Consider the following 21626-nt stretch of genomic DNA (forward strand, 5'->3'; position numbering starts at 1 on the left):
ATGCCGACATTGGATAGTCCTGGCTGCATTAGTGCTCACTCAGATTTAGTGCAAAAGACGACAAAACGTTGTCGGCGCGGGTGTAGTAATTTCGGTCCACATTGGTTTCGCGAGCGAGGCCAACCCTGGTTGCGCTCTTGGGATCGATAAATCTTGAAGTCGGCGTAGTGGCAAGGAGTCGTCGAGCCTGAATAAACTCGATTTCAACGTGCCGAAATACCAGGCACTCGACACGCTCTCGCACCATCCTCCACAGGGGGTTCATGAGAGGTACATGCTCATACTCCCCACGCAGCGGAAAAAAAATCAGCTCATCACAGCCTTTGATGACGCCTTCACTCGACTGCAAGCAATCACCCTGCAAGATCATCACCTGACCAGTTTTCGAGCACTCGCCGATCAGCAGGGACAAGGCCTTCATGTAGCCGTCTTGATCGTTGAAGTCTTTCAGGTTCTCGGCCAGCACGGCAGCAACGGACTCGTCGAAAAAGTTCACCGACTGAGCTAACTGGTAGCCCCAGTCCTTTGTGGGCCAGTCCTGGGTGCCAAGGGAGTCGGGAGCCAGCAGTACCGTCTTGCCGGCTCGCTGTAGGGTGGCAGCAAGGCATAGCGATACGAGGGGATCGTCACCTACAACAACGGCGTCGAATACCGCCTTGCCATACAGGCTGTCGGCAAAGGTTCCTGCAATGCGAGCGAACAACCTCAGCAGCCCCATATCCTTTGGCGCGGTTCTGATCGCATCCTGTACCTGGAACTTCTTGAGTGTGATCGTCTTCATCAGCGCCAATTCAGACCGTACTTTTGCGCGACTCGCGTGCGCATAACGTTTTCGCGATACCCGAACTGACCCACCATGGTGTAGCGCGTCTTGTCGCTGACTATCTCGGTCACACGATGGACCCAGCGCGGGTTCGTGTTGATCGCCCAAACCAACGTTCCATGGTTTGGGGGAACAGATGCCTTGATAGACACAGACTCTGGATCGAGCAGGAAACCATGCTCGTCTATATCGCCCTCCCCCAACTGCAACATGCCGCCGTCTTCGGGCGTCCACACGTCATCGCTGAGGTATACCAAGCAGATCAGGTGCATCGGGTCATAGCTGTCGTGATGCCATACCATCGAGTCCCCCTTCCTACCGCGTTGCAGCATGCAGTTGGTTCGCGACCAATCCCCCATGTGCGCTCTTAGGTGTTGCGTTGCATCACTGAGCCCCAGTTGCTCCATGAAGGCCAAGTACACGGGGGGTATCTGGTTGTTGAGCGACGGGTTGTCCGCCTCCCATACCGCAATATCCGGGCTCCCTGGCTTATCAGCGCAGAACGTATCGGCCTTGGCCTCCGCCAGCAGCTTGTCAGCAACATCCAGCTCGATTGAGGATACGAAAAAGCCATCCTTGAACAACTGATTCAGCTGCACTTACTCACCCCCTCAAGCTGGTGGTCTAAACCCTTGGCCACACCTTCCTCTCTCGCATTTTCATGCCGGGTAGCGAGACGATGGAGCCATTCGTGGACGTGCTCGGCGCCGTGGGCAGTAATCGCATCATCTATGCGGCTGAAAAGGGCCTTCCAGGCAGAGCAGTGGTATGACTTCCCTTGTACGCCCTGGCCTTGTGATATGGCCTCGTACATACACCCACCGTGGCACGACTTTACGAACGGACACTCACGGCATGACTGCGGCAGACTGTCGGCGCGGCTTGCGTAGACGCCCAGTGCGTCAGCAAACCATTCTCCACGGATGCCATTCCCTATTGGCGCAAGCCCGGCATCTGCCATTTCGAGGCACACGTACAGATCACCGTTCGGTTCTATGTTCACACTCTTGCGTGTGCAGTCCTGCTGAAAAGCACAGGCAGTGGATTGGACATGGCCGAACCCGCTCACCTCCGAGACTCGGGCCTGACACAGCTGAAAGAATGGCTCGGCAATGACAGGCAAGCGCAGAAACCATTCATCGAACAGATCAAGCATGCTGTCCCTGAATTGCTCTGCCGAGTTGAGCTGCACAGCCTCAATCCCGCCTTTAAATATTGGCCGGAACGTAATAACGCGCCGCGACCTTGCTGCCTCACGCAGATGCTTGATTGCATCAGCGGATGACTCCGGCTCCACTACATAGATTGCACCTGGGGTGCTGCGATTTTTCCGAAGGTACTGGTCAGCCGACTTCCAGATCAGGCGGTACTTCTCCGGGTCGCCCTTGATTGTCCTGGTGCCGTTGGTCAGATCGATGCTGGTCCCTAGTCGCCCCTCAAACTGGTCGTAAAGTCGGGCAGCCTTCGCCTCGGACACGATAAGGTTGCTCTGTGCTCCGACCACGCAACCCAATCCCCGCTCTGCGCATATGGCCTTGATAAGCCGGATGTGCTCGTCCAATTCTCCACGCGGAACCATCGCGATTTCGCCGCCTAGGAATTGAGCCGTGACGTGAGTGAAGGCGACGCCAAGCGCCTCGGGGGCAGTATCGAGAATGAAGGTGACTGACTGCTCAAGCGCAGCCGGCGTCAGCCGGGAATCAGGGGACTCCTGCCAGCTACTGCAATACGAGCAATCTGCATTGCAGTGCTTGGTAAGCCGGATGTGCAGGGTGAGTGGATTAGCCTGCAAGGCTCACCTCCTGACGCTGCTCGGCGGCGAGGATTCGATATGCGAACTCAATAAGCTCGTCGTGCCGCCCTCCGTCCGCACTGAGCATTGAGCCCTTACCTTCCTGCATGCTATTGAGCACGCGCTGAAAAACCCGACAGAGCGGCCAGTGAGGCCTGCTCAGCACCTCATCAGCCACTGCCCTCTCCGGGAAGGCGAGGTGGTGGTAGTTGCGATAAACGATGTGCCGGAAAAGTTCTTCGCCGCCTTCGTCCGCAGCCCTTGCGAACCAACCGGCATCAAGCATTACGTGAGAGCCGATAGCGTCGTAGAAAAACAGGCGCTCGGTCCAGGTCTTCCCATGCAATTGGCCAGAAGTCATAACGACAAGTCGTGGGCGCGAGAGTTGTTCGAAGTAGCCCTCGTAGTCGCCGGCAAAGGCGTCCTCTACCAATGGAACATCAAGACCTCGGTCTATGAATGATTCCAGGCGGCGGGCTTCCGCTGCACCTCGGCGCTGGCGACGCTCAACCATGGACAGGTACTGGCTGCGGTCGCTCTCTGAAACCCCCGCCCTGGTTTTCGCGAACTGCCAAACACGCTTCAATCCTGCGCAGTCTCCGTGACTGATCAGGCCAGCCATTTCGGGGCTTAGCTGTTTGTGCCATGCCCAGCCACCGGAGCAAACAACAGCGAACTCGCAAGCCCCGCAGGCGGGGTAAGGCATGCTGTGGCGAAGGCGCAACTCAGGCGTGTTATTGAACACCGCTTTGGCAGCAAAGGCATCATCGCCAACCGAGAGCGTCTGGGTTGCAAATATGCTCTCGTCACCCGTGTAGCTCGAATTGAATGTCACTTCGCCATTCGGCTCCACCTCAATGTCGTAGGTGTCATTCCCTGGATAGTGGTAATGGGTCAGCGTTCGACATGCGGACTCCATTTCGATCAGTGGGCTCAGCTCGACGTGGCTCGGCAAAAGCCCACGCAGCTCAATGATGAAATCCGAGACTTGGCCGTAGGTGCAATTACGCTGGAAGTACGCCTTCCCCGACCCGGCTGGGTAAAGCATGTCGCAGGTAACGTCCGTGATCCCTTTGCTGATGAAGGTATCCACGATGAACTGTGGTCCCTGTTCGACTACAGCCCGACTCATGGTGATACACAGCGTCTTGCGCTTGATCTTCGTGATGACCTCAAGGGTTGCGAGGTAGCGCGGCAGCAGCTTGAAGTCCTTCTTGAAGCGATTGGTGTCAGGTTCCCAAGGCACGAACAGATCAAGCCCGTGACCAAAGCGCTCACCCATACGGTTGAGCAGATCGACGTAGCCGGCATCCTTGAAAATCAGGTTGGTACACCAGATCAGCGCCGCCTCTGCGTCGTAAAGCGAGTCCCATGAGGCCATCCGCTCAAGTGTCCAGGGCAGGTTTCTCTCCCAGAACTCCAGGGGCATCATCGTCAGCTCGCCACCAAGCAGCTCGATATTGATCTTGCTGACCTTACGATCCGCCTTGAACAGCTGCTCGATACGGTCAAACGTCTGGCGGTATACCGCCTCGGCCATCATCGCCTTATCGCTCAGCAGCTCAGGAGTGATGTAGCAGTGATCGCACCTAAGATTGCAGAGGCGAGTTGGCGCAATACAGACGTTGAGCATGTCCAGGGCGTTATGCACGGACTATCTCCCCGTCTGGCTTGATCGATACCCGATCACCGGGAGCAAGATCATCGGGGATTTCACCGCCGATGATCACGGGCATCCCCATGACAGTTGCCTGCTGCATGAGGTGCGAAGTTATAGAGCCCTGCCGTGCAATCACCGCCTTAGACAGAGCCATAGGCTGTAGGTAGCTCATGCTGCATCGGTCAACCAGTAGGATGCCGCCAGCCACGCCACAGCTTGGCGTTGTGATATGGCCTTCAATACCCGCAGCTGGAATTCGCCACACCAGCTCGGGAGCCGGCTCGCCCAGCAGCACAACAGAGAACCGGACTGCGGACTGGTACTCAGGATTCCTGATAGTCATAGGGGACAATGCGCACCAATCCCCAACCTGGGACTCCAGAGCCTCCATGAGTTGCTGGGACTTACCCTCTGCTACAAGCGACTCAATTGCGGGTCGCATGGCAGATAGCCTGACTGCCAGCAATGTACTGGCAGCATCCTTCACCCACGCAATGGGCGAGTCAGCAATCATCACGCTAATCGGCAGCTCGTCTGCGGAAAAGTCATTGCGTTGCGCTGTCACAGCAAAGCCCGCCAATGGCGAAGCAGGCAGCCCAAGCCATGACGCCCCGCCGCCTTCATGCACCGCACTACCAACTTGCGACGAGGCGAGAATTCTTGGCTCACCCGCCCACTTTGTTTGATGGCTCAACGCGAGCATTGCGGTAGCCACGCGATTCATCCGACCAATCGCAGTCGCAGTCTCTTTGATGGCAGCAACCACATCCTGCACGCTGGGCTGGCACCACTCAGGGCAACTCGGAGCCCTTGAGGCACGATCAATCCAGGCAACAAGGTGCTTGGGCTCCACCTTGCGAGGGCTAAACCCCAACTCACGCAAGTCAGACTCCAGAACCCTACGCAGGTGCCAAGTAGGCAGAACGACACTGAATCGCCGATTCCCATAAGCGAATACGTGCCCCGGCGAAAGCGCAGCCACGATAGCAGCCGAAAGTGGATCAGGATGGGCGGAACCAACTTCAACTACCGATTTGCCGGAAACCTCGATCAGTCTTTTTTCCGCGCATGCGCGGTTTTTTGACTGATTTACCTGCAACAAAATGAGTCGCCCCTTGCGCAGTGCAAACTCAATCGAATGAGCACCAGCCGCACTCAGTTCAAGCAGAGCCAGAGCAGCGCTACGGATCAACTTCGGAGCCTTTGAGACTTCCCAGACGGGGAACTGGAAAAGCTGAACGCTACCCGAGCCCGAAGTCACCAACTCAGCAGGACCTAATTCGCAGACAACGTATGGCGACCGCTCGCTGTCTTGGAACTGCACGACGCCGTACCAATCAGCCTCAACGTAACGCTGCACCAGGACATGGCCATCTACATGGGCGCTAGTGAATCCTGCGAAGACCTTGGCTGTCATCGCCGGCACATCATCTGCCCTGTCGCACGGATATGATTCGAACAACCCGGCAGTAGCGCCATGATCCCCAGCCTCAAGCATCATCGCGGATCGGACAATGTAGCGGCCAGACCCAAGCTTGGCGCCTCGCAACTGCTCAATGTCCTGCGGGGCAACAACAATTCCTTTCGCAACCGTAAAACCATGCTTTGCCGCAAGATTCAGGAGGTCCGCTTTAGGTGGCAACACCGGGGTGTAGGCGGATAGCGCAACAATCGGCGGCCTCGCCCCGAGCCAGTGGGTGATTGCGGCAAGCATCAGGCCCGCCCCGTTGGCCAAACAGAAACCCGTGAACGCACCTTGTAGCGAAGGGTAATCCCATCGCGCCTGTAGCAAGCAGGCCAGCGTGGCGAGAACTGCCATGTACGAAGTGGCGCGAAGGTAGGGGTTTGCACTGCGAACCATCAGCGCAGGCGCTGCGAGAACAAATCCTGCAAGGCCGGCGACCACCCACCCAGACCCAAGCAGGAAAAATCCAAACCGAGCAAGCGCGTCCCGAACGAAGTAGGCGGCATGCTCGATTGGGGAGTTAAGTTCCTCCACAGCGAAATAAGCATCTGTGAAGCTGCCGGCTTGAGTGAAACGCCCCAGCCAATTACCGCCGCGCTTACTCAGCAGGTCGCCGGCCAGCAGTGCGTGGTATGCCGTTCGCCGGTCGAATGCCAGACCGATGTAGGTCATGGCCGGATCGAGGCCCTGGATAAAGTCTCCAAGCCTGCCTTTGGCAACGTCGCTCATGGGGAGGTGACGATAGCGCCCCCTCAAAAACTCACCGCCTTCGCCCCATGGCCGCTCGCCAAAGTCCAGAAACACAACATCCTGCCGGTAGCGGATGTAGCGCTTCATGTCTTCCACGCTGACCAACCGGGAGTCATTAAAATAATTGTCGTAGTAAGCCTGCTTGATGAGAATTTCATCTGGATTGGGCATGACGTAGGACACGTCGATACCCGCCTCGGAAAGCATGCTGACTATGACGGGAGTGGCGCCGGAGTCATTCGTCTCGAAGCCGACCACAAATACCCGCCTATCAGCCAGGGAGGTGATCAGGCTGCTGTAATTGGCCATGAAATCAGCCAACGTGAGCGTCATGTCACCAAAGAGCCAGCCGTCACTTACGAACTCACGATCTGTCGTAACGCCCATGACGAAAGAGTCAGGGTTCGACTCAATCCAGTCCCTGTACCCTTCAACGGGCACTTGGCGACCTCCCAACGGAAGGCCTTTGTCCACCATCTTCCACCCCTGCTGGGATAGCGCAGCTGATCCGCCCTGGAGGAAGCCAAGATTCAGGCCAAAGTTTCGAGAGGCAGCTTCGGCGACTGAGCCAGCAATGCCCCCAAACTCATCTACCAGCACAACGCGTCCGTCCAACTGATTGACCGCATCAGCAAGAACATCCTTGTTGCGCCAGAAGTCATCTACGGAGACTTGTCCCGACGAAGTGAAAAGGCTCGGGTAGGTGCTGATTTTGAGCGCCTTGAAGTGGCCTGCTTTAAGCCCCCTCATAAACTCCGCAGGAGTGACAGCCTGAGACGACTGAGCCTGTGCGCCAGCATCCAAGAACGGAAACGGGATTGGCTGCGAGAGCGAAGTAGTGTCTGCGCCAGTAAACAGCACCGCTGTTGAGGGCTGCTCGCTGCCATAGTCACGCAACAGCAGTATGCAAAGAGTGCCCAGCATGAGCATGGCCGCAAGATGGATCAGTTTTGCGCCGAACCTTTTCGCAACTAAAAGCGCGCCGGCCAGTAGAGCAAATGGCAGCGCAAACGCCCCCATTAGCCCAATACCAACGACTCCCACTGCGACTGGGAAAGCAAATGCAATGCTTGGCGCCAGAAGTAGAAACAAGCCAGGGACGATGTGCTTTGTCATTTGGAACCGCTCTGGAGGATACGCGCAACCTTGTAGGCGCTAGCCTTGATCCGTCGCATATAGTCATAGGAATCCGGTGTGAGCATCACATCGGTAGTGGGGACGATAACGGCGGAGCCGGCCACTCTCTCCGCGAATCGCATCATCCAGATAAGGAGGTCTTCGTACTTGAACGAAACTTCCAGCCCAGACTCCCCGTGCCTTGCAAACCCCGATCTAATTTCAATAGGCGCCTGCTCCCACTGCTGAACAACGCCCAGTGCATCGCGCAAGTATCCAGTGAGGGCCTGCTGAGGGTGCAGGGCAGCGAAGCGCATCACCTCGTCCAGCTCCACTTCTAGGGTGTGGTAATTGCCTGCTATGGAGTGCGCAATGATCGACGACGCCTCGGCGAATCCAGCCATTCCCCCAGCAAATACAACAGGCATGCCTATACGGTCGTAGAACCAAAGGCGCTGGCGGGGGCTGAGGCCAAAAAGGGGACCATCAAATACCTCGACCTTCGGCCCGGCCTTAACAGCTTCGAAAAACCCCTCATAGTCGTTGGCGTAGTCGGACTCACGCATGAAGGCATGATTCTGTTCTGCACGCAGAGCACGTTTCGCCTTGCGCACCCGTCTTTCATCGCCGTATCGAGTGACGCCCACAGGATCGAAGTTAGCTTCGGCCTCTCGCTCCCATAGCTCGAAGAATCCTGGGCAGGAGAAGCCCGGCGTCGAGCCTTCCATGTACTTGCGAACCTGTTGAGGCTCCATTCCTTTGTGCGGATACCAGCCCGAATTGCAAGCCTGTAGGTATTTGCAGTCCCGGCAGAAGTCGTGCTCGAAACTGAGTTTGTTATCCAGCTCTGTGTTGTTGCCCCAGATGATCTTGAGGGCGGCGTTGGCATCCCAAGCGTGCAGGCCCACAACGGGCCTCACCGCCTCAGTGCCGGTCTGGTTCGGGTTGAGCGAAAGACTGCCTCGCTGATCCCAGTGATACTCATAGGCGTCATTGAGGGTGTTCTGCGAGCGGGACAGCGTGCGGAGCGACTTCTGCATATCGTCCAGGTGATCGACTGTCAGGCCGTATGGCTTACCGAGGTCCGTAAGGTCGGCAATGAACCTCGCTACATCCGAATACTGGGGCTGGTACTTATCGAAGTACGACTTGCCAGACCCCCACGGGAAGATCATGTCGCAGGTCACGTCAGTTATCCCGCGCTTAACGAAGGTGTCGATGATGTACTGCGGCCCCAAGTCGATAATGCCCTGCCCCATGATCAACACCAGATTGAGCATGTTGCAGTCACCTAGAGCTTCGATTCTCTGCAAGAACTTGGGGAAGATGGCCATGTTTCGGCCAAAACGACCGCTCTCAGGGCCTTCGAAGCTAATGGCAATATCCATGGCCGGATGGTGGCGATGGGCTCGCAGCAGATCGAGGTAGCGCTCATCGCGCCACATCAGATTGCTACAGAACGTGAACTCGGTCTGGATACCCGCATCGTTTAGCTCGCTGATCCTATCGAGTGTCCACGGCAAGTTGCGCTCCCAGAACTCGAACGGCATAAGGGTCGCCTCGCCACCGAGCACGTCCAGGTGGAGGTAGGAAACCGACTCGTCCAGGTGGAATGACTCAATGATCACTTCCACGCAGCGTCTGTACGTCGCTTCGTCAATGTACTCCTTCACCCGAAGCAGCTCGGGCTGGATGTAGCAATGCTTGCACGACATATTGCAGTTGAGGTTCGTTGAGATAGTGGTGCTCATCATCTCAATCGAACGATTTCGGGGAAGGCTGTAAGGCTTGATCTTCATACCTTCATAGTGCGTTGGAAAAGGCACCATTTCCGGCATTGAGGCAAGCAGCCATCAATATCAGAGGGGCGAGGGGATTCTCTGGCGCAGGCGTTATGCTTAGCTCCAAAGCGATAGCGTTGAACGAACACCCTACCCCGCTCACAGGTGAATTGGCTAAGGCCGCAAGTGGTATCGACATGACAGAAATTGAACAACTGGTTTCGCGGCTTCGCCTTGACCCTAGCGACAATGGAGGGCCGAGCAGGATGGACATGACCCGTGAACGGAAGGAAGCAGCAGACCTCATCGAAAATCTATCGCGGGCATTACGGAACGCTCAGGCCACATGTGACAAAGCGATGGCTTGCATTACCCGCTGGGAATCAGGCAAGCAGTTCGACGCAGCAGGCCCCGAGGCCAGCATGAAGGGCGAGCTGTATGACGTTATCCGCCCAGGAGCACGGGCAGGTATCCGTAAGCTGAACGACTTGATCAACCAGCATAAGCAAAGCTGAATGCGAGGCACTTGAATGAATACCGTGCAAGGTGACACTTTCATCCAAGAAGTGACCGGGGACGGGCCGGTCTATCCGGGCCACCCTATGGTGCTAGCCGCAGCGATCATGGCTGTTTTCCATGACTACTCGTCCGCCTCTAAAGCCACTGAGCATGGCTGGTGTGCTGCGCTAGGCGACCAGCGTATTCCAGGGGCCGGCGATCATGTGGGGGCAGCTATGCGCTGTCTAAAAATCGGCAATGACGGCGGCACAGCAGACCAGATGGTGGAGTATGCCAACCGCTACTGGGTAAGCGGGAATGCAGGCGGGCACCATAAAAACGTCCAAGCCGGAATCGAGCAGGCGTCAGTTATGGAAAGCACATTCCGCGAACTGGCACGATCCTGGTTCTCCTGCCCCGCCACAACACCTATGTAGTTCGAATGGCAGCTGCCCCTGCTCTCAAGCAGGGGCGCGGGCCATTCTGCTGCGGGAAATCCTATCCTCGGTTCTCAGGCGAAGAACGCTAGACCTCACCTCCGGTGCGGCAGACTCAAGATCGTCATAGCTGTCGCAATGGCGCCGATTACGCACAACCCAGCGCAGCAACTCTGCATTGTGGTCTGCGGCAATCAAGCTCTCTCCGAGACTACCTGACTCAACGTTGCCTGCACCTGTAACCAGCAACTGGGCCAGCGGATCGGCTGGGTTTCCGTCGCACCACGCCCACACAACGTCCTTACTAATGGTCAGGCTGAAAAAGTCGTCATAGACCAAATGCTCCACGACCACTCGCTGCTCATTGGCGCTGAGCGTCAAGAACTCGGACTCGGGCAGAAGGCTTAGGGTGCCAACTGCTTGATATGCCCAGATTCGCTGAACCATAGGTTTCTGCACTCCAGCAGAGCTGGAGAGCTGAATGACCCCGCCCGCAGTCTTCTTGAGCCACTGGGCAAAGTTAAGGTTCTCACCGGCTGACTCCAGTACCGGCACTGAATCTGCTGCCAGTCGGCCTGGATTTTCTCTCAAGCGAGATAACGCATCACGGTGAACATGGATCGATCGGTTGAATGACCCGTAGCGGGACTTGATCTGGCGCCATAGCTTTTTGTAGCCAGGGCAATCTCCGCTATCCCATGCGCGCACGTCCTCTGGTGCCGCTGTACGGTAGTGATACCAGCCCCCGGCACAGTGCGAGTGAAACTCACACTGGAAACAATAGTCATGGTACGCGGAGAGCTTGTTGTCCAGCTCCTGAGTGTTGTCCGCAAGGACCTTCCAGCTCCAGTCTGGATCGTTGAGGTAGATCAGCCCTGCTCCCAGAGAGGCCTCATTCGTAGTTTGGTTTGCGTTGAACGTAGTGAGGCCATCGGGCTCAATGGCGAGGTCATACCGGAAATTTCCGATGCACTGGTAGCTGGTCCCGCGAAATACCGCGCTGCTCATTTCGTCAGCCGGCGTAAAGGTGATCCCCTGCGGGATAATTTCGAACAATCGAGTGAGGTAGTCGCTCATCCGCTCGAACTCAACCATGTTCGGCTGCCAGAAGGTGCGCCCAGAGCCAAACGGGCTGATCATCTTGATGGAAAAGTCTTTGATGCCAAGCGGCAAGAACGTCTCCAGCAGGTATTCGGGTCCTAACTCTACGACTGTGCGCGTGAGGATCACGTCGAGGATTTTCTGCCTGACGTTTGCTTCCTTGACCGTTTCTTTCCAGCGGTCGAACAGCGCCATGTTCTTGCCAAACCGATTCGTCTCAGGCTCCCAGGAAGTGTAGAGGCACATTTCGTCGCGCTCGCCATACTTGGCGAAAAGGTCCAGGTAGTCACGGCGCTTTCGCTCATCAGAGAAGATGAGGTTAGACAGGACGTTTATTGAGCCCGGCGTCTTGAGCACCTTGTTGAAGTCGGCGCACTGATCCAGCGCGTATGGCAGATTTTCCTGCCAATACTCCACGGGCAGGCTAGTAATCTCGCCTCCAATTAACTCCCACTCGATTTCCTCAAGCCCTTGATCGAGCGCCAGCAGCTCGCGCATGCGCGGGAAAATGGCCTTGAAGGTGTCGTGGCTCATGAACGACCGATTGGCCAGTTCCTTGGGATCGATGTAACAGTGAGTGCAGCGCCGGTTGCACCAACGGGTTGCCGTGATGCTGACGTTTGCCTGATTGAGTGTCCGGGCCTTATGCACAGCTTCTCTCCAATATCTGATCCCACATGCCGCGCCCGCCAGCGCACTCACCAGAGCCGTCCGAGACAGGGACGTGCGATGGCCCACCTTTGCAGTAAGAGGCATGCTGGCAGCTTCTGCATGGTGCTATACGCGTGCGGTCGGCCATGATCCGTGACTTCCTCAAATGGGATCGCAGGATAGGCTCCAGCCCAGCCTCGTTGACGTTCCCAAGGAACGTGCCCTGGAGGTCAGAGTAGAGAGGGTTCGTGGTGACGGTGCCATCCGGGTTAAGAGTCAAAAACCGGCTCTCACAGGCGACGTTGAACTGGTTGTTCAACTGGCCGATCTTTTGTTGAAACGCACCGATAGATATGCCGGCTTCACTGAATGCTCTCCCCCAACCGGCATCCAAGGCCCGGAGGAAATCCCACAGCTCCCTGTAGGTGGCCGTGAGTGGAAGTAACGGAACGCTGTCAGCGGTATAGGCCGGCGCAGATAGAAACGACCGGAAATCCACCGAAACGTCGAACTCCCAAACCCTACACTTGGAAGCGAGAATGACCGCGGCTAATGCCGCTGGGCCAGCCTTGATCGTCTCTATGTTCAATTCGACGTTCACGGGGCACACAACCCCTGCATTCCAGAGCTTATCAAGGCCCTCAAAGAACTTACGCTGGTAGTGAGCCCCATCGCCGGACAGCGAATACTTGTGAGCGAATGCGTAGGTGGTTTCGAGACCCCCGCCGAACTCATCCAGCGCCAAATCGATTAGCCAGTGGGGTACGTTGAAGCAGTTCGTGACCATCGTCTGTTCTGCATGTGGCAGTACGCGACGAGCAGCGACGCAGTAGGACTTCATCGCCTCCTGGCCGACAACGGTAGGCTCACCACCCTCCCAGATGAGTGTTACTGGCCTGCCATGCCAGAACAACGAGTCGAGGAAGTTTTCTAGGGTGCGAAGTGGCAACCGCTCTTTAGCTGCCCTGTGCGTCTCGGTCAGGTAGCAACGTTTGCAATCGACGTTGCACTGGCGCGTAACGTTGATAAAGCCGACAGCCTCTTTCGTATCCATTCCACCCCATAGCGCCCAGTCGCCTGGGCGCTAGCCTTTCAGCCGATTGCGATGATGTTGCTCGAAGGGGTAACAGCTGTTGGCTCGGCAACCGGCTTAGGCCGCTCAAGGCCTATTTCGGCTATGGCTCCACCAGCCTTCAAGATGGCACCAATGAGGCCGACGAATTCAGCTGCGGCCATAGCTGCGACCTTGCCCTCAACGCCGATAGCGACCGCAGCGTGCTGCGCAGAAGCCGATGGCTCTGCAACGCCACGGTCGAGGTCAACGATCTGCTTGAGCTGCGACTTAGAACTCAGCTGATCCCAAGCCCCAACGAGGCCTTCCTCACCGCCAAAACCAGCTCTCAATGCGTCAGCGAGGTTTTGAGCGAAAGCAATCTGCGCATTGCTCGGTGTGAATGCCTCAAGGTCTTCGTCTGGGCCTTTGGGAAGGTACTTGTCGAGAACTGTGTGGACACTGTTCTTCAACTCGTAGATGAAGCCAGCGGCATCTGAAATAGAAAGGCCGGTCATCTTGCTGGTGGCTCGAATGAGGTTGGGAACCGGCGTGCGTGAATCCAGTTCTTCCTCAAGCATTCTCTTTCGGGCGTCACGCAGCTCCGCCTCCTTGAGCCGTAGTGCCCCACCAAGCTTTTGAGCCTCCGCCACAAAGAATTCATCGCCACCAAGCTCGCGCTCAATCACCACGTCGAGTCGAGCCTTGATGTAATCCATGACCTCCATGGGCACCTCGTCGGTGAACAGGAGCTTCATTTCGCGATTAGTGGTGATTTCCTGTGGGGTGTGGCCAAGGGCGACGGAGAATTTGTATTCCAGGTAGCCATCAAGAGGCGTGAGACTGAAATTGCCGCTACCCATGCTCAGCCAAAGCGCGGAATAGCGCTCAAGGCGTTCGACGTAACCAGAAACCGCTTCGATGCTGCTAGGGGATTGCGGCAGCATCAGGCGAACGTTGAGTCCTTGAGCCTCGGCCTCAGCCAAGACGAGTGCAGGATCGACGGTGCAGTCAGGGCCAACGTCAATGGTGCAGCGACTGAGCGTTCCAGTTGCGAGCAGCAAACTGAAAATGAAATTTTCATCGAGCACGCCTGGATCATCTTCACTCACACGAACGCTCAGGCCCAGCGAAAGCGCATCCAAGGGAATGCGCTGCAACTCGGTGTCGCAATCAACAAGGGCGTAGTGAACAGTTCGCTCAAACTTCAATGCTGGGTCAGCCTTGATTGCCTCGGACTGACTCTGAAAAACAGCATCCAGTTCAGAGGCAGTTTTGCCGACGACGAAAGCCTGTTTAGGCTGTGGCTGCCCCTGGATACCTTCTTGCTGATCGCCGCCTGCGATTTCCATCGGGGCGCCACCGATACTCGCTGTCATGGCTGATTACCTCCAGCCACGGGAGCCATGGCACGCGCCATGACACGCACCATGACAGGCCGTGTGGCAATATCCCCATGCGCCAACATCGGTTGAGTCGCGATCTTTCGCGGTCGCAGTAGCAGCCAGTAGCAGGTTGTCGATGCCAACATACTCGTTACTGACCACCAAGCCTTTGAGCGCGTCCTGGTACTGATCAACCACCGGCTTGATCGGGTTCAATTCGAGCATTGCACGGTAGCGCTTAATTTCTGAATCAGACGCAAGTTCTGCAACGGTCTTGTCGAGAGTAATCCTCGTCGATGCTTGAGAGTGCTGAGCGAACACAGCCGCACTCACTGCCAAACCGACGAGAACTCGGTTTACGGTTTTGCCCTTCATACCCCTTCTCCTGTTTCAATGTGACCCCGAGGTCATCAATTCAGCCTGCGACAGCAATAAGGCTAGGGTTCTGTGCAGCAGCCAAGCAGGCATTAAGTAACTTGAAAGCCTGATAACCGCCAGCACACTCCCCCGACTCGTCTGTCTTCGGTGTAGCCATGCACCCACTTGAACAGATCGGTTTGAACTGGCAGTCAAAACAGGACTTTTGCCTATCCTGACGGGCCTCGGTCAAACCATGCGCTTCGACAACCGCAACACCTACCGCATTCCGATTACTAACCTCGGAAGTGAGCGCGGTACACGCTGAGTAATACCCGGTCTGGTCAAATGTATGGAATCGCGTGTCGCACTTCCCAGACAGACAACCATACCCCCCCGCCTTGCCACCGCGCAGCCTCTGAACACTGTCGATTAGCCCATCCAGGGGTGAGATATTTAGAGGCTGCAAGCCAGCCCGCACCTCTCGAACAAAGCGCATGTAGGCTACAGCAAAGCGGCCTATCCAGGTGCTGTACTCGCGATTCGAAACACCAAGCCAATCCCAATTCTTGATGGCATAACCCGTCTTGGTTAAGCGTTCGAAATGCACCAGTCGAATGCCCTTATCAAGTAGGAAATCGATCAAATCGCGTGGGTTCTTGAATCTCTCAAGCAGGGGCTTTGTCGTTGTAATGACCATGTAAGGGGAAATGCCGAGCTGTTGCAACTCAACTACGTGCTTCCAGAACACCAGCTCGAAGTCTGCATTGGATTCTGGTCGGCCTTTTCGCATCAGCCGAATACCGGGGTCCCAAGAAATGCCGACCTGATTGCCGAAAAATTCCCGGTACAACTCCGCCCATATGAGGTCGAAAGTGATGAGGTTGGTCTGGATGCTGAAACGTACCGAGAACTCCGACAGTTCACTGGTCAGGTACACGCAGACACGGCGCAGAAACTCAACCCCGACCAGTGTCGGCTCACCACCATGGAACTGGAAAAGCAAAACCTGTCCTGGTGTTGCAAACTGCCGAACGCGCTGCGGAATCGCCTCAATGTCCGACCACTGCATGCGCTTTGGGTTGTTCGGAATGAAGCAATGCTCACAGTGAAGGTTGCACGCCTCGATAAGGCGCACGTAGACCATCTGGTCGAATTCTTTGCCACCCTCGATCAACGGATGCGCTCCATTCCATAGGTGTAAGGATCAAAGGCGATATGGCCGGCGCCCGCTAGGTAGGCCGAAGCATGCTGCCGCCCAAGTGGAGTGCTCACATAGGACTGGACGTGGCTCAGGTGAGAACGATAGCCCGCGCACTCACCGCTTCCGGTATGGACCTGATGTTCAGTTATCGGGCAGCCTGACTTGCAGAAGCTTCTGAATGAGCACGTTCGGCAGTGGTTTGCCACATGGTCAATCATCTGCACCTTTATCCAGTTCTTGCGCACTGGACTGGACTGGAAGGCATCGATGCCATCCTGGACTTTTGGCCACTCGGACTGTTCATACTCAATACGATCTGGGCAAGTGTTGAGGGAGCCGTCAGGGTTGACCACCAAGAAGTCGCGCTGACACTTGCCTCCCCATCTTTCGCCGGGCTGACCATGAAGCACGCCCCCTATGGAGGCAGCTACGGCATTGTTGGCCACAAAAGGCCGGCCCGCTGCTATATCGCCCATTGCCAAGTCAAAGAGCGCCTTTAGAAAGTCGCTGTGCTGACGGTTATCAGGGCGGTCGGCGGCGGCACCATATGCGTTGTAGCGCTCGATGTTGAAGTAATCGAAACCGTGAGCCTTGAACCAGTCGTAAACCTTCGCTGGATTTGAAGTCTCATTGATTGTCGGAACCATGATTGGCCCGACAGCAATTCCATGCTTCCTGGCTAAATCCACCTTCCGCAACCAAAGGTCAACGTAACGCTCATTCGAGCCGTTGATGGTCCTTCCAGTGAAGTCCAGCGACGAGCCAACGAAAGAGCCACAGCGCTCCGTGATAAACGGAATGTGGCTTTCTCGGAGAGGGATAAGGCTTGTCTGAACCGTCTCTTGAATCTCGAACCTAGAGAGCCCTTCACGCACTCTGTCTGAGTACCAGATGAGCGATTCGGCACTCATGCTAAGCGGTTCGCCACCGTGGTATAGAACCGCAATGCGATCATGTCCTTCGCGCAAGGCGAGGTCATGAATAAGCTCCAATGTCGCATCCATCGTATCTGGCGACATTTTTGACTTGTTAGCTCGCACGTCCTCCGGCAGGTAGCAGAAGTCGCAGCCGACATTGCAATAATTCGTAGGCTTGAGGTAGACGGTCAGCATCAGGCGGCACCAAGCCCAGCTTCGAGCCTGTATCGAGCCGCAACAGGGTCTATTCCAAGCCGATAAAGAACCCTGTCAGCCTCGCCGGTCTGAACGGATTCCTTGAGCCTGTCGAAAACCATCTTCCATGACTGGCAATAAGCAAATTTCCCTCCCATGCCGCGCTCGAATAAAACAGCATCACGGGCGCAGCCGCCCTGGCATTCCTGGAAGTGACGACAGGTTTTGCAGTCAGGGGGAACGTTGCGACTGCGCAGAATTATCTCGCGAGAAGCCGGCGACGCAGCCAGAGCGGGGACCACATCAGCGCCAGAGTAATACTGAACCTGAACGGGCTGGGCAGCGACCTGAACCGCCCCGGTGAGGATGTTCCCGAATCGGTGAGCAGGGTCGCCGAGGTCACTGAACTCTGAGCAGTTAAACACTGTACCGTCAGGGTCAATTGTCAGGAACTTTCCACCACAGGATTTCGTCCACGGGCAAAGCAAGGCCCGAAAGCCAGCTACCTTGCTGAGCATCTGATCCAGCGGCGTGATATTGAAACTCGGGACTTCGCTGATCCAGCGGTTGTACAGATCAATGAGCATGTGCCCATAAGTGTCGGGCTGGATCAACATCCCGGCATCACGAACCCTGCCTGCGGGGTAGGCATAGTTGAACCGAATATCAAAGCCGAAGTTTCCGTAGGCCTTGGCTCGATCAAACATCAGCAGCGCTCTGTCAGCCGCGCCCTCATCGTAAACACCAATTACTAGGGGGCGGAAACCATCGGCAATCACATCATCCATAGCTCGCCAGAACATTCGGTCGTATGTTCCGGCTTGGCCCTTGACCGTCCTGTATTTCTTGTAGGGGTCAAAGCTGGTCGAAATACGCCCCTCGAATACTTCTTCGAAGACAGACTTCCAGCGACCAGAGTTGTAACCCAACAGGTTGGTCTGGATGGCGAAGTTCAGATTCACGCCTTGGGACTCTGCGTAATCCGCGCATGCGCGGAAAAATTCCGGCCCCATCAGCATCGGCTCACCGCCGTGCCAAATCCAATCGACCTTTGGCGTCAGGTTCCCCTGGAGGCGATCAAGGATGGTTTTGAAGCTATCCAGGGACCATCGAGCCGCACCGTCCGGTGGCGCAGAGCAGTAAGTGCAGTCAGCATTGCACTCCTTGGTTGGCTTAGCTATGACCACCGAATAGGGCATTACGAAATCTCAGGTTGGGTAGTAGCAGAAAACGTCTACAAGTGAGTCAAGGTTCGCATAGTCAGCGGCATACCCTTCGGCTACAGCCGTCACGCTCCAGTAACCACCGGCTGGCGTCAGTCGATAATTGAAACCATAACGACCAACGAAGGCTGGATCATATGAACCGGAGTAACCGCCACGCATTGCCCCAGGGCGAAGTGCTCCTTTGGGTACGCCCCCTGCTGCGCAAGTCGGCATTTGAACAAGCCAGCCATCCCGAACAATGTAAGTTCCGATGTGAACGAAGTTGGGCAGACTAGCGGACAACAAGCGATTACCCCTGGAACGGACCACCACGTCATCAACTGTCAGGGTCTGACCAGCTGGGATAACGATCTGCCCGTTCTGAGCGCTTAACGTCAAGCTCCCTGACTGCGCAGTAAGCCTAGGGTTTGCCTGAGAAAAGTTAATGTCGCCCGCCTCGTTTACGTCCTGCCCGCCCATGTAAAGCGTGGTGCGCATGCGGTTGTCTTCGAGGTTGCCTGTGGCAACGCGAGAAAGCTTGCTGCTCAGTGCGGGCTCGCTACCTGGTATGCCAACGGTCGATGTGATCTGGAACGTTGCCGGGGCTGTGATTTCAGTCCCTGCGATGCTGTTGACCAAATAGCCATCCCAGTCTTCAACAGCTGACTGAGAAACGGAAAAGGTCCTTGAGTTGCAACTGGTAGTAATCGGATTGTTGTAGCGATTGTCGGTGCTCATTGCACCCAGATAGCCACCCGTTTTAAGAACGTTGATAGCGGTGGCACATGCAGCACCGCCCGGCCACGTAGCTGTGGCCACACGATAGCTTCTGGCTGCATCCAGAATCGCAGAGGTGTCTTCCGCCGTCAGGTTTGCACGGCGAAGGTTCAATTCCTCCATCATGTTGGGCGTCATGAGGGCGGCAATCAGTGCCATTACCGCCATAACGACCACCAGCTCGATCAGCGTAAAGCCCGACTGCTTCCCTGCCTTTGAATTCTTCATGTGAACCTCACCGTACCTTTATCGAATGGACTCGCCAGTCAAAAGTCTTTTCTGATGCTGCACCCAGGCCGGACCTGCGGTGCTTCTTGCTGGCGTTGCAACGATGATCCTTGATCGAGCACCTACAGACTCCAGGTCGTAGCCCTCCCAACCATCAACCTCCCAGTCCAGCTCAACAGCCACGGTGCAGGACCTGTCGGTCATCTTGAAGTAGTAGGGATTCCCGAAAGGGTTTTCGTCTGGAATGACGTAGTTGGATGAAAGCATTCCCTTGAGCACTGAAACGTTGGTCCAGCTCGTATAGGTCGGCCCGTATGTGCTCGAAACAACTAAGGTAGTGCTGTTTCGAGTGGTAGAGGTCGGCGACACGCGAGCAACGTTGCAGGCCGTGACGATTTCCTTCGCTTGGGAAACAGCCCCCTTAATTTTTGCGTGATCAATTGGCTCAGCTATGACTGGCAGCATGAAAGCCAAAATGATGGCGATGATCGCCAAGACCACCACCATTTCGATTGCAGTAAAGCCGGCCTGCTTCGCTCTCATCACATGCTCATCCGCATGGTCATCATCGGGACATAGAACCCCAGAGCGAAAAGGAGGATGGAGCTGATCAATACAGCCATCGCACCTCGGGACATTGCGCCTGCAATCTTCTCGGAATACTGAATGAACATTTCAGTCAGAGCTTCTGAAAGGTTGGAGAGAATTCGGGACCGGCCATCAACTTGCTGCTGCTCGAATCCTTTGAGGTTCTGTTGAATGATTTGCGGCCACTCATCACTCTCAAAGACCAAGCCAAGCTCGCGCCCTTCCTTGTTCCGCTCCAAGGCATCCTCATACAAGGCTCGTTGACGGCCCTTAGACCGCTCAAGCATGAACCGAAGAACCTGGGGCGTGGTAAACCCGGATGCGGTTAGCAGCTGATATGTCTGCACGAACTCTAGGCCGCGCTTGCATCGAAGCCGGTCATCAAAAAGCCTGAAAACAGGCCATCTGCGGCACGAATCCCAAACCTTGGTTCTGAAAATGAATGCAGCAACCAGGATGGCAACCATGACGGGCCAATAGGTCATGTAAAAATTTTCGAGCCACATGAGCAGGTGACTCAGAGAAGTCGGAGTGATCGGAAACTTCTGCTTGTAGATGAACTCACGCAGCATGCTCCCGCCAAAAATAGGAAAGCCAATGCCGGCGCTGATACCGACCACAAAGTTCAGCGCAGCCGTCTTCATTGGCTTTGCAAATTCCTTTTGGGTCTTCATGCGATCCCGCAGCACTGTAGCCGCTCGTTTCAGCGAGTCGGATAGGTTGCCGGACTTTTCGCCCGCGTCAGCCAGGAGTATGGCCGTGTCGTCGAAGCGCATCGCCTTGAGGTAGTCAGATGGCCGTTCACAAGCGCTCAGGTCAGATTGGGTCAGACCTAGCTTCTTTAGGTCTACCGCCTCACTGATTGCACGCCCTGGCGTTTTGCCAGACTCCAGCTTCGACGCGATTGTTACTAGCGACAGAACCTGTTCCGTTAGAGGCAGGCGCTTTTCGGTAAGCGCCGCCTTGATAGCGCCAAGGTGGTCTACCTCAACGCTCTGAATATTCCGGCTTTGCAAGCCGGACCTGGAAATGGCTTCCTCCCTTGTCAGTGCTTCAATGGGCTTGGCCTGGAAACTTCCATCCGGGCCAATGTGCTTGATAACGAAGTACGCCATTTCCAGTCACCCGACTTAGTTGCAGCGGTAAGCGACAACCACCTGAGCAGTGGTGCCAGTGACCGACTTAACGTTCGGGGCGGTTGCCAGGGAATCCTTGAGGCTGGTTGCCAGACCAGTGTCTTGAAGGTCAAGCGGGTAGGTCACAGTTGCCGTGTTGCCGCCAGCAGTGCTCACAGTCCAAGCACCGCCAAAAACGGTTTCTTCCGGTGCGCCACGTTCCACCATCTTGTCGAAGGTAATGGTGGTGTTGTTGCACTTGTTCGACATGGTGACGAGACGAGTGATTGCGCTCGGGAAGTCTTTCAGCAACTGCGTTTTCGCAGCCTGAACCTTGGCATCTTCCTTGGACTGGAACAGGCCAGAGGACATAACGCCGATGATCAGCGCCAGAATTGCGAGTACAACTACCAGTTCAACCAGGGTGAAGCCGCCCTGAGCCTTCTTGGCTTTGATCTTGGGGTTTGCGTTAGCCATCTGTACTGCCTGTTCGACTGCTTCTTGTTGCATTGGTATTTCTCCTGGGTGGT

19 protein-coding genes are annotated in these 21626 nt (G+C 55.9%); 2 read left to right on the forward strand and 17 right to left on the reverse strand.

Annotation, left to right across the window (positions count from 1 at the left end):
* Nucleotides 1-28: 28 nt before the first annotated feature.
* From AC3IYG_RS23525 to AC3IYG_RS23550, 6 genes are read right to left on the reverse strand one after another with little or no spacing between them, the layout of a single operon-like run.
* The gene (locus AC3IYG_RS23525; RefSeq protein WP_489314035.1) at nucleotides 29-781 is read right to left on the reverse strand and encodes a hypothetical protein; all 753 of its coding nucleotides are present in this window, start codon (nucleotides 779-781) and stop codon (nucleotides 29-31) included.
* The gene (locus tag AC3IYG_RS23530; RefSeq protein ID WP_489314034.1) at nucleotides 781-1422 is read right to left on the reverse strand and encodes a 2OG-Fe(II) oxygenase; all 642 of its coding nucleotides are present in this window, start codon (nucleotides 1420-1422) and stop codon (nucleotides 781-783) included. Before AC3IYG_RS23530 ends, AC3IYG_RS23525 begins: the two co-directional genes overlap by 1 nt.
* Nucleotides 1413-2615 (reverse strand): SPASM domain-containing protein, encoded by a 1203-nt coding sequence (locus tag AC3IYG_RS23535; protein ID WP_489314033.1) that lies wholly within the window; start codon nucleotides 2613-2615, stop codon nucleotides 1413-1415. The genes AC3IYG_RS23530 and AC3IYG_RS23535 overlap by 10 nt, the downstream gene beginning before the upstream one ends.
* Nucleotides 2605-4266 (reverse strand): radical SAM protein, encoded by a 1662-nt coding sequence (locus AC3IYG_RS23540; protein WP_489314032.1) that lies wholly within the window; start codon nucleotides 4264-4266, stop codon nucleotides 2605-2607. The genes AC3IYG_RS23535 and AC3IYG_RS23540 overlap by 11 nt, the downstream gene beginning before the upstream one ends.
* On the reverse strand, nucleotides 4259-7606 hold the full coding sequence (locus tag AC3IYG_RS23545) for a hypothetical protein (protein ID WP_489314031.1): 3348 nt from the start codon (nucleotides 7604-7606) through the stop codon (nucleotides 4259-4261). Before AC3IYG_RS23545 ends, AC3IYG_RS23540 begins: the two co-directional genes overlap by 8 nt.
* The gene (locus AC3IYG_RS23550; protein WP_489314030.1) at nucleotides 7603-9405 is read right to left on the reverse strand and encodes a radical SAM protein; all 1803 of its coding nucleotides are present in this window, start codon (nucleotides 9403-9405) and stop codon (nucleotides 7603-7605) included. Before AC3IYG_RS23550 ends, AC3IYG_RS23545 begins: the two co-directional genes overlap by 4 nt.
* Before the next feature lie 95 nt (nucleotides 9406-9500).
* On the opposite strand from AC3IYG_RS23550, the gene AC3IYG_RS23555 reads away from it, so the two are divergent.
* Together AC3IYG_RS23555 and AC3IYG_RS23560 are read left to right on the forward strand one after the other, a co-directional pair.
* On the forward strand, nucleotides 9501-9902 hold the full coding sequence (locus AC3IYG_RS23555) for a hypothetical protein (RefSeq protein WP_489314029.1): 402 nt from the start codon (nucleotides 9501-9503) through the stop codon (nucleotides 9900-9902).
* Between the two features lie 15 nt (nucleotides 9903-9917).
* The gene (locus AC3IYG_RS23560; protein ID WP_489314028.1) at nucleotides 9918-10322 is read left to right on the forward strand and encodes a hypothetical protein; all 405 of its coding nucleotides are present in this window, start codon (nucleotides 9918-9920) and stop codon (nucleotides 10320-10322) included.
* Nucleotides 10323-10346: 24 nt separating this feature from the next.
* On the opposite strand, the gene AC3IYG_RS23565 is transcribed toward AC3IYG_RS23560, so the two are convergent.
* Genes AC3IYG_RS23565 through AC3IYG_RS23615 form a run of 11 tightly spaced genes read right to left on the reverse strand, consistent with a single transcriptional unit; the run spans nucleotide 10347 to nucleotide 21606 of the window.
* Nucleotides 10347-12074, reverse strand: a complete 1728-nt coding sequence (locus AC3IYG_RS23565) for a radical SAM protein (RefSeq protein ID WP_489314027.1) — start codon at nucleotides 12072-12074, stop codon at nucleotides 10347-10349.
* Entirely contained in the window at nucleotides 12067-13128 is a 1062-nt protein-coding gene (locus tag AC3IYG_RS23570) for a radical SAM protein (RefSeq protein WP_489314026.1), read from the reverse strand. Before AC3IYG_RS23570 ends, AC3IYG_RS23565 begins: the two co-directional genes overlap by 8 nt.
* A gap of 38 nt (nucleotides 13129-13166) precedes the next feature.
* Nucleotides 13167-14504 (reverse strand): hypothetical protein, encoded by a 1338-nt coding sequence (locus AC3IYG_RS23575; RefSeq protein WP_489314025.1) that lies wholly within the window; start codon nucleotides 14502-14504, stop codon nucleotides 13167-13169.
* Nucleotides 14505-14510: 6 nt separating this feature from the next.
* Nucleotides 14511-14885 (reverse strand): hypothetical protein, encoded by a 375-nt coding sequence (locus AC3IYG_RS23580; protein ID WP_489314024.1) that lies wholly within the window; start codon nucleotides 14883-14885, stop codon nucleotides 14511-14513.
* A 40-nt stretch (nucleotides 14886-14925) separates the two neighbouring features.
* On the reverse strand, nucleotides 14926-16044 hold the full coding sequence (locus AC3IYG_RS23585) for a radical SAM protein (RefSeq protein ID WP_489332328.1): 1119 nt from the start codon (nucleotides 16042-16044) through the stop codon (nucleotides 14926-14928).
* Nucleotides 16041-17183, reverse strand: coding sequence for a radical SAM protein (locus tag AC3IYG_RS23590; RefSeq protein WP_489314022.1), 1143 nt, complete (start codon nucleotides 17181-17183; stop codon nucleotides 16041-16043). The genes AC3IYG_RS23585 and AC3IYG_RS23590 overlap by 4 nt, the downstream gene beginning before the upstream one ends.
* Complete coding sequence (locus AC3IYG_RS23595; RefSeq protein WP_489314021.1) at nucleotides 17183-18382, reverse strand: radical SAM protein; 1200 nt, start codon at nucleotides 18380-18382, stop codon at nucleotides 17183-17185. The genes AC3IYG_RS23590 and AC3IYG_RS23595 overlap by 1 nt, the downstream gene beginning before the upstream one ends.
* A 9-nt stretch (nucleotides 18383-18391) precedes the next feature.
* Nucleotides 18392-19393 carry a type II secretion system protein gene (locus AC3IYG_RS23600; protein ID WP_489314020.1) on the reverse strand — a complete coding sequence of 334 codons (1002 nt, stop codon included), beginning with the start codon at nucleotides 19391-19393 and terminating at the stop codon, nucleotides 18392-18394.
* 18 nt (nucleotides 19394-19411) lie between these two features.
* The gene (locus AC3IYG_RS23605) at nucleotides 19412-19936 is read right to left on the reverse strand and encodes a prepilin-type N-terminal cleavage/methylation domain-containing protein (RefSeq protein WP_489314019.1); all 525 of its coding nucleotides are present in this window, start codon (nucleotides 19934-19936) and stop codon (nucleotides 19412-19414) included.
* Nucleotides 19936-21096, reverse strand: a complete 1161-nt coding sequence (locus AC3IYG_RS23610) for a type II secretion system F family protein (RefSeq protein WP_489314018.1) — start codon at nucleotides 21094-21096, stop codon at nucleotides 19936-19938. Before AC3IYG_RS23610 ends, AC3IYG_RS23605 begins: the two co-directional genes overlap by 1 nt.
* Nucleotides 21097-21111: 15 nt before the next feature.
* A complete protein-coding gene (locus AC3IYG_RS23615; protein WP_489314017.1) occupies nucleotides 21112-21606 on the reverse strand; it encodes a type II secretion system protein in 495 nt (164 codons plus the stop codon).
* Nucleotides 21607-21626 lie beyond the last annotated feature (20 nt).

Source organism: Pseudomonas sp. KH_027, from assembly GCF_057838565.1.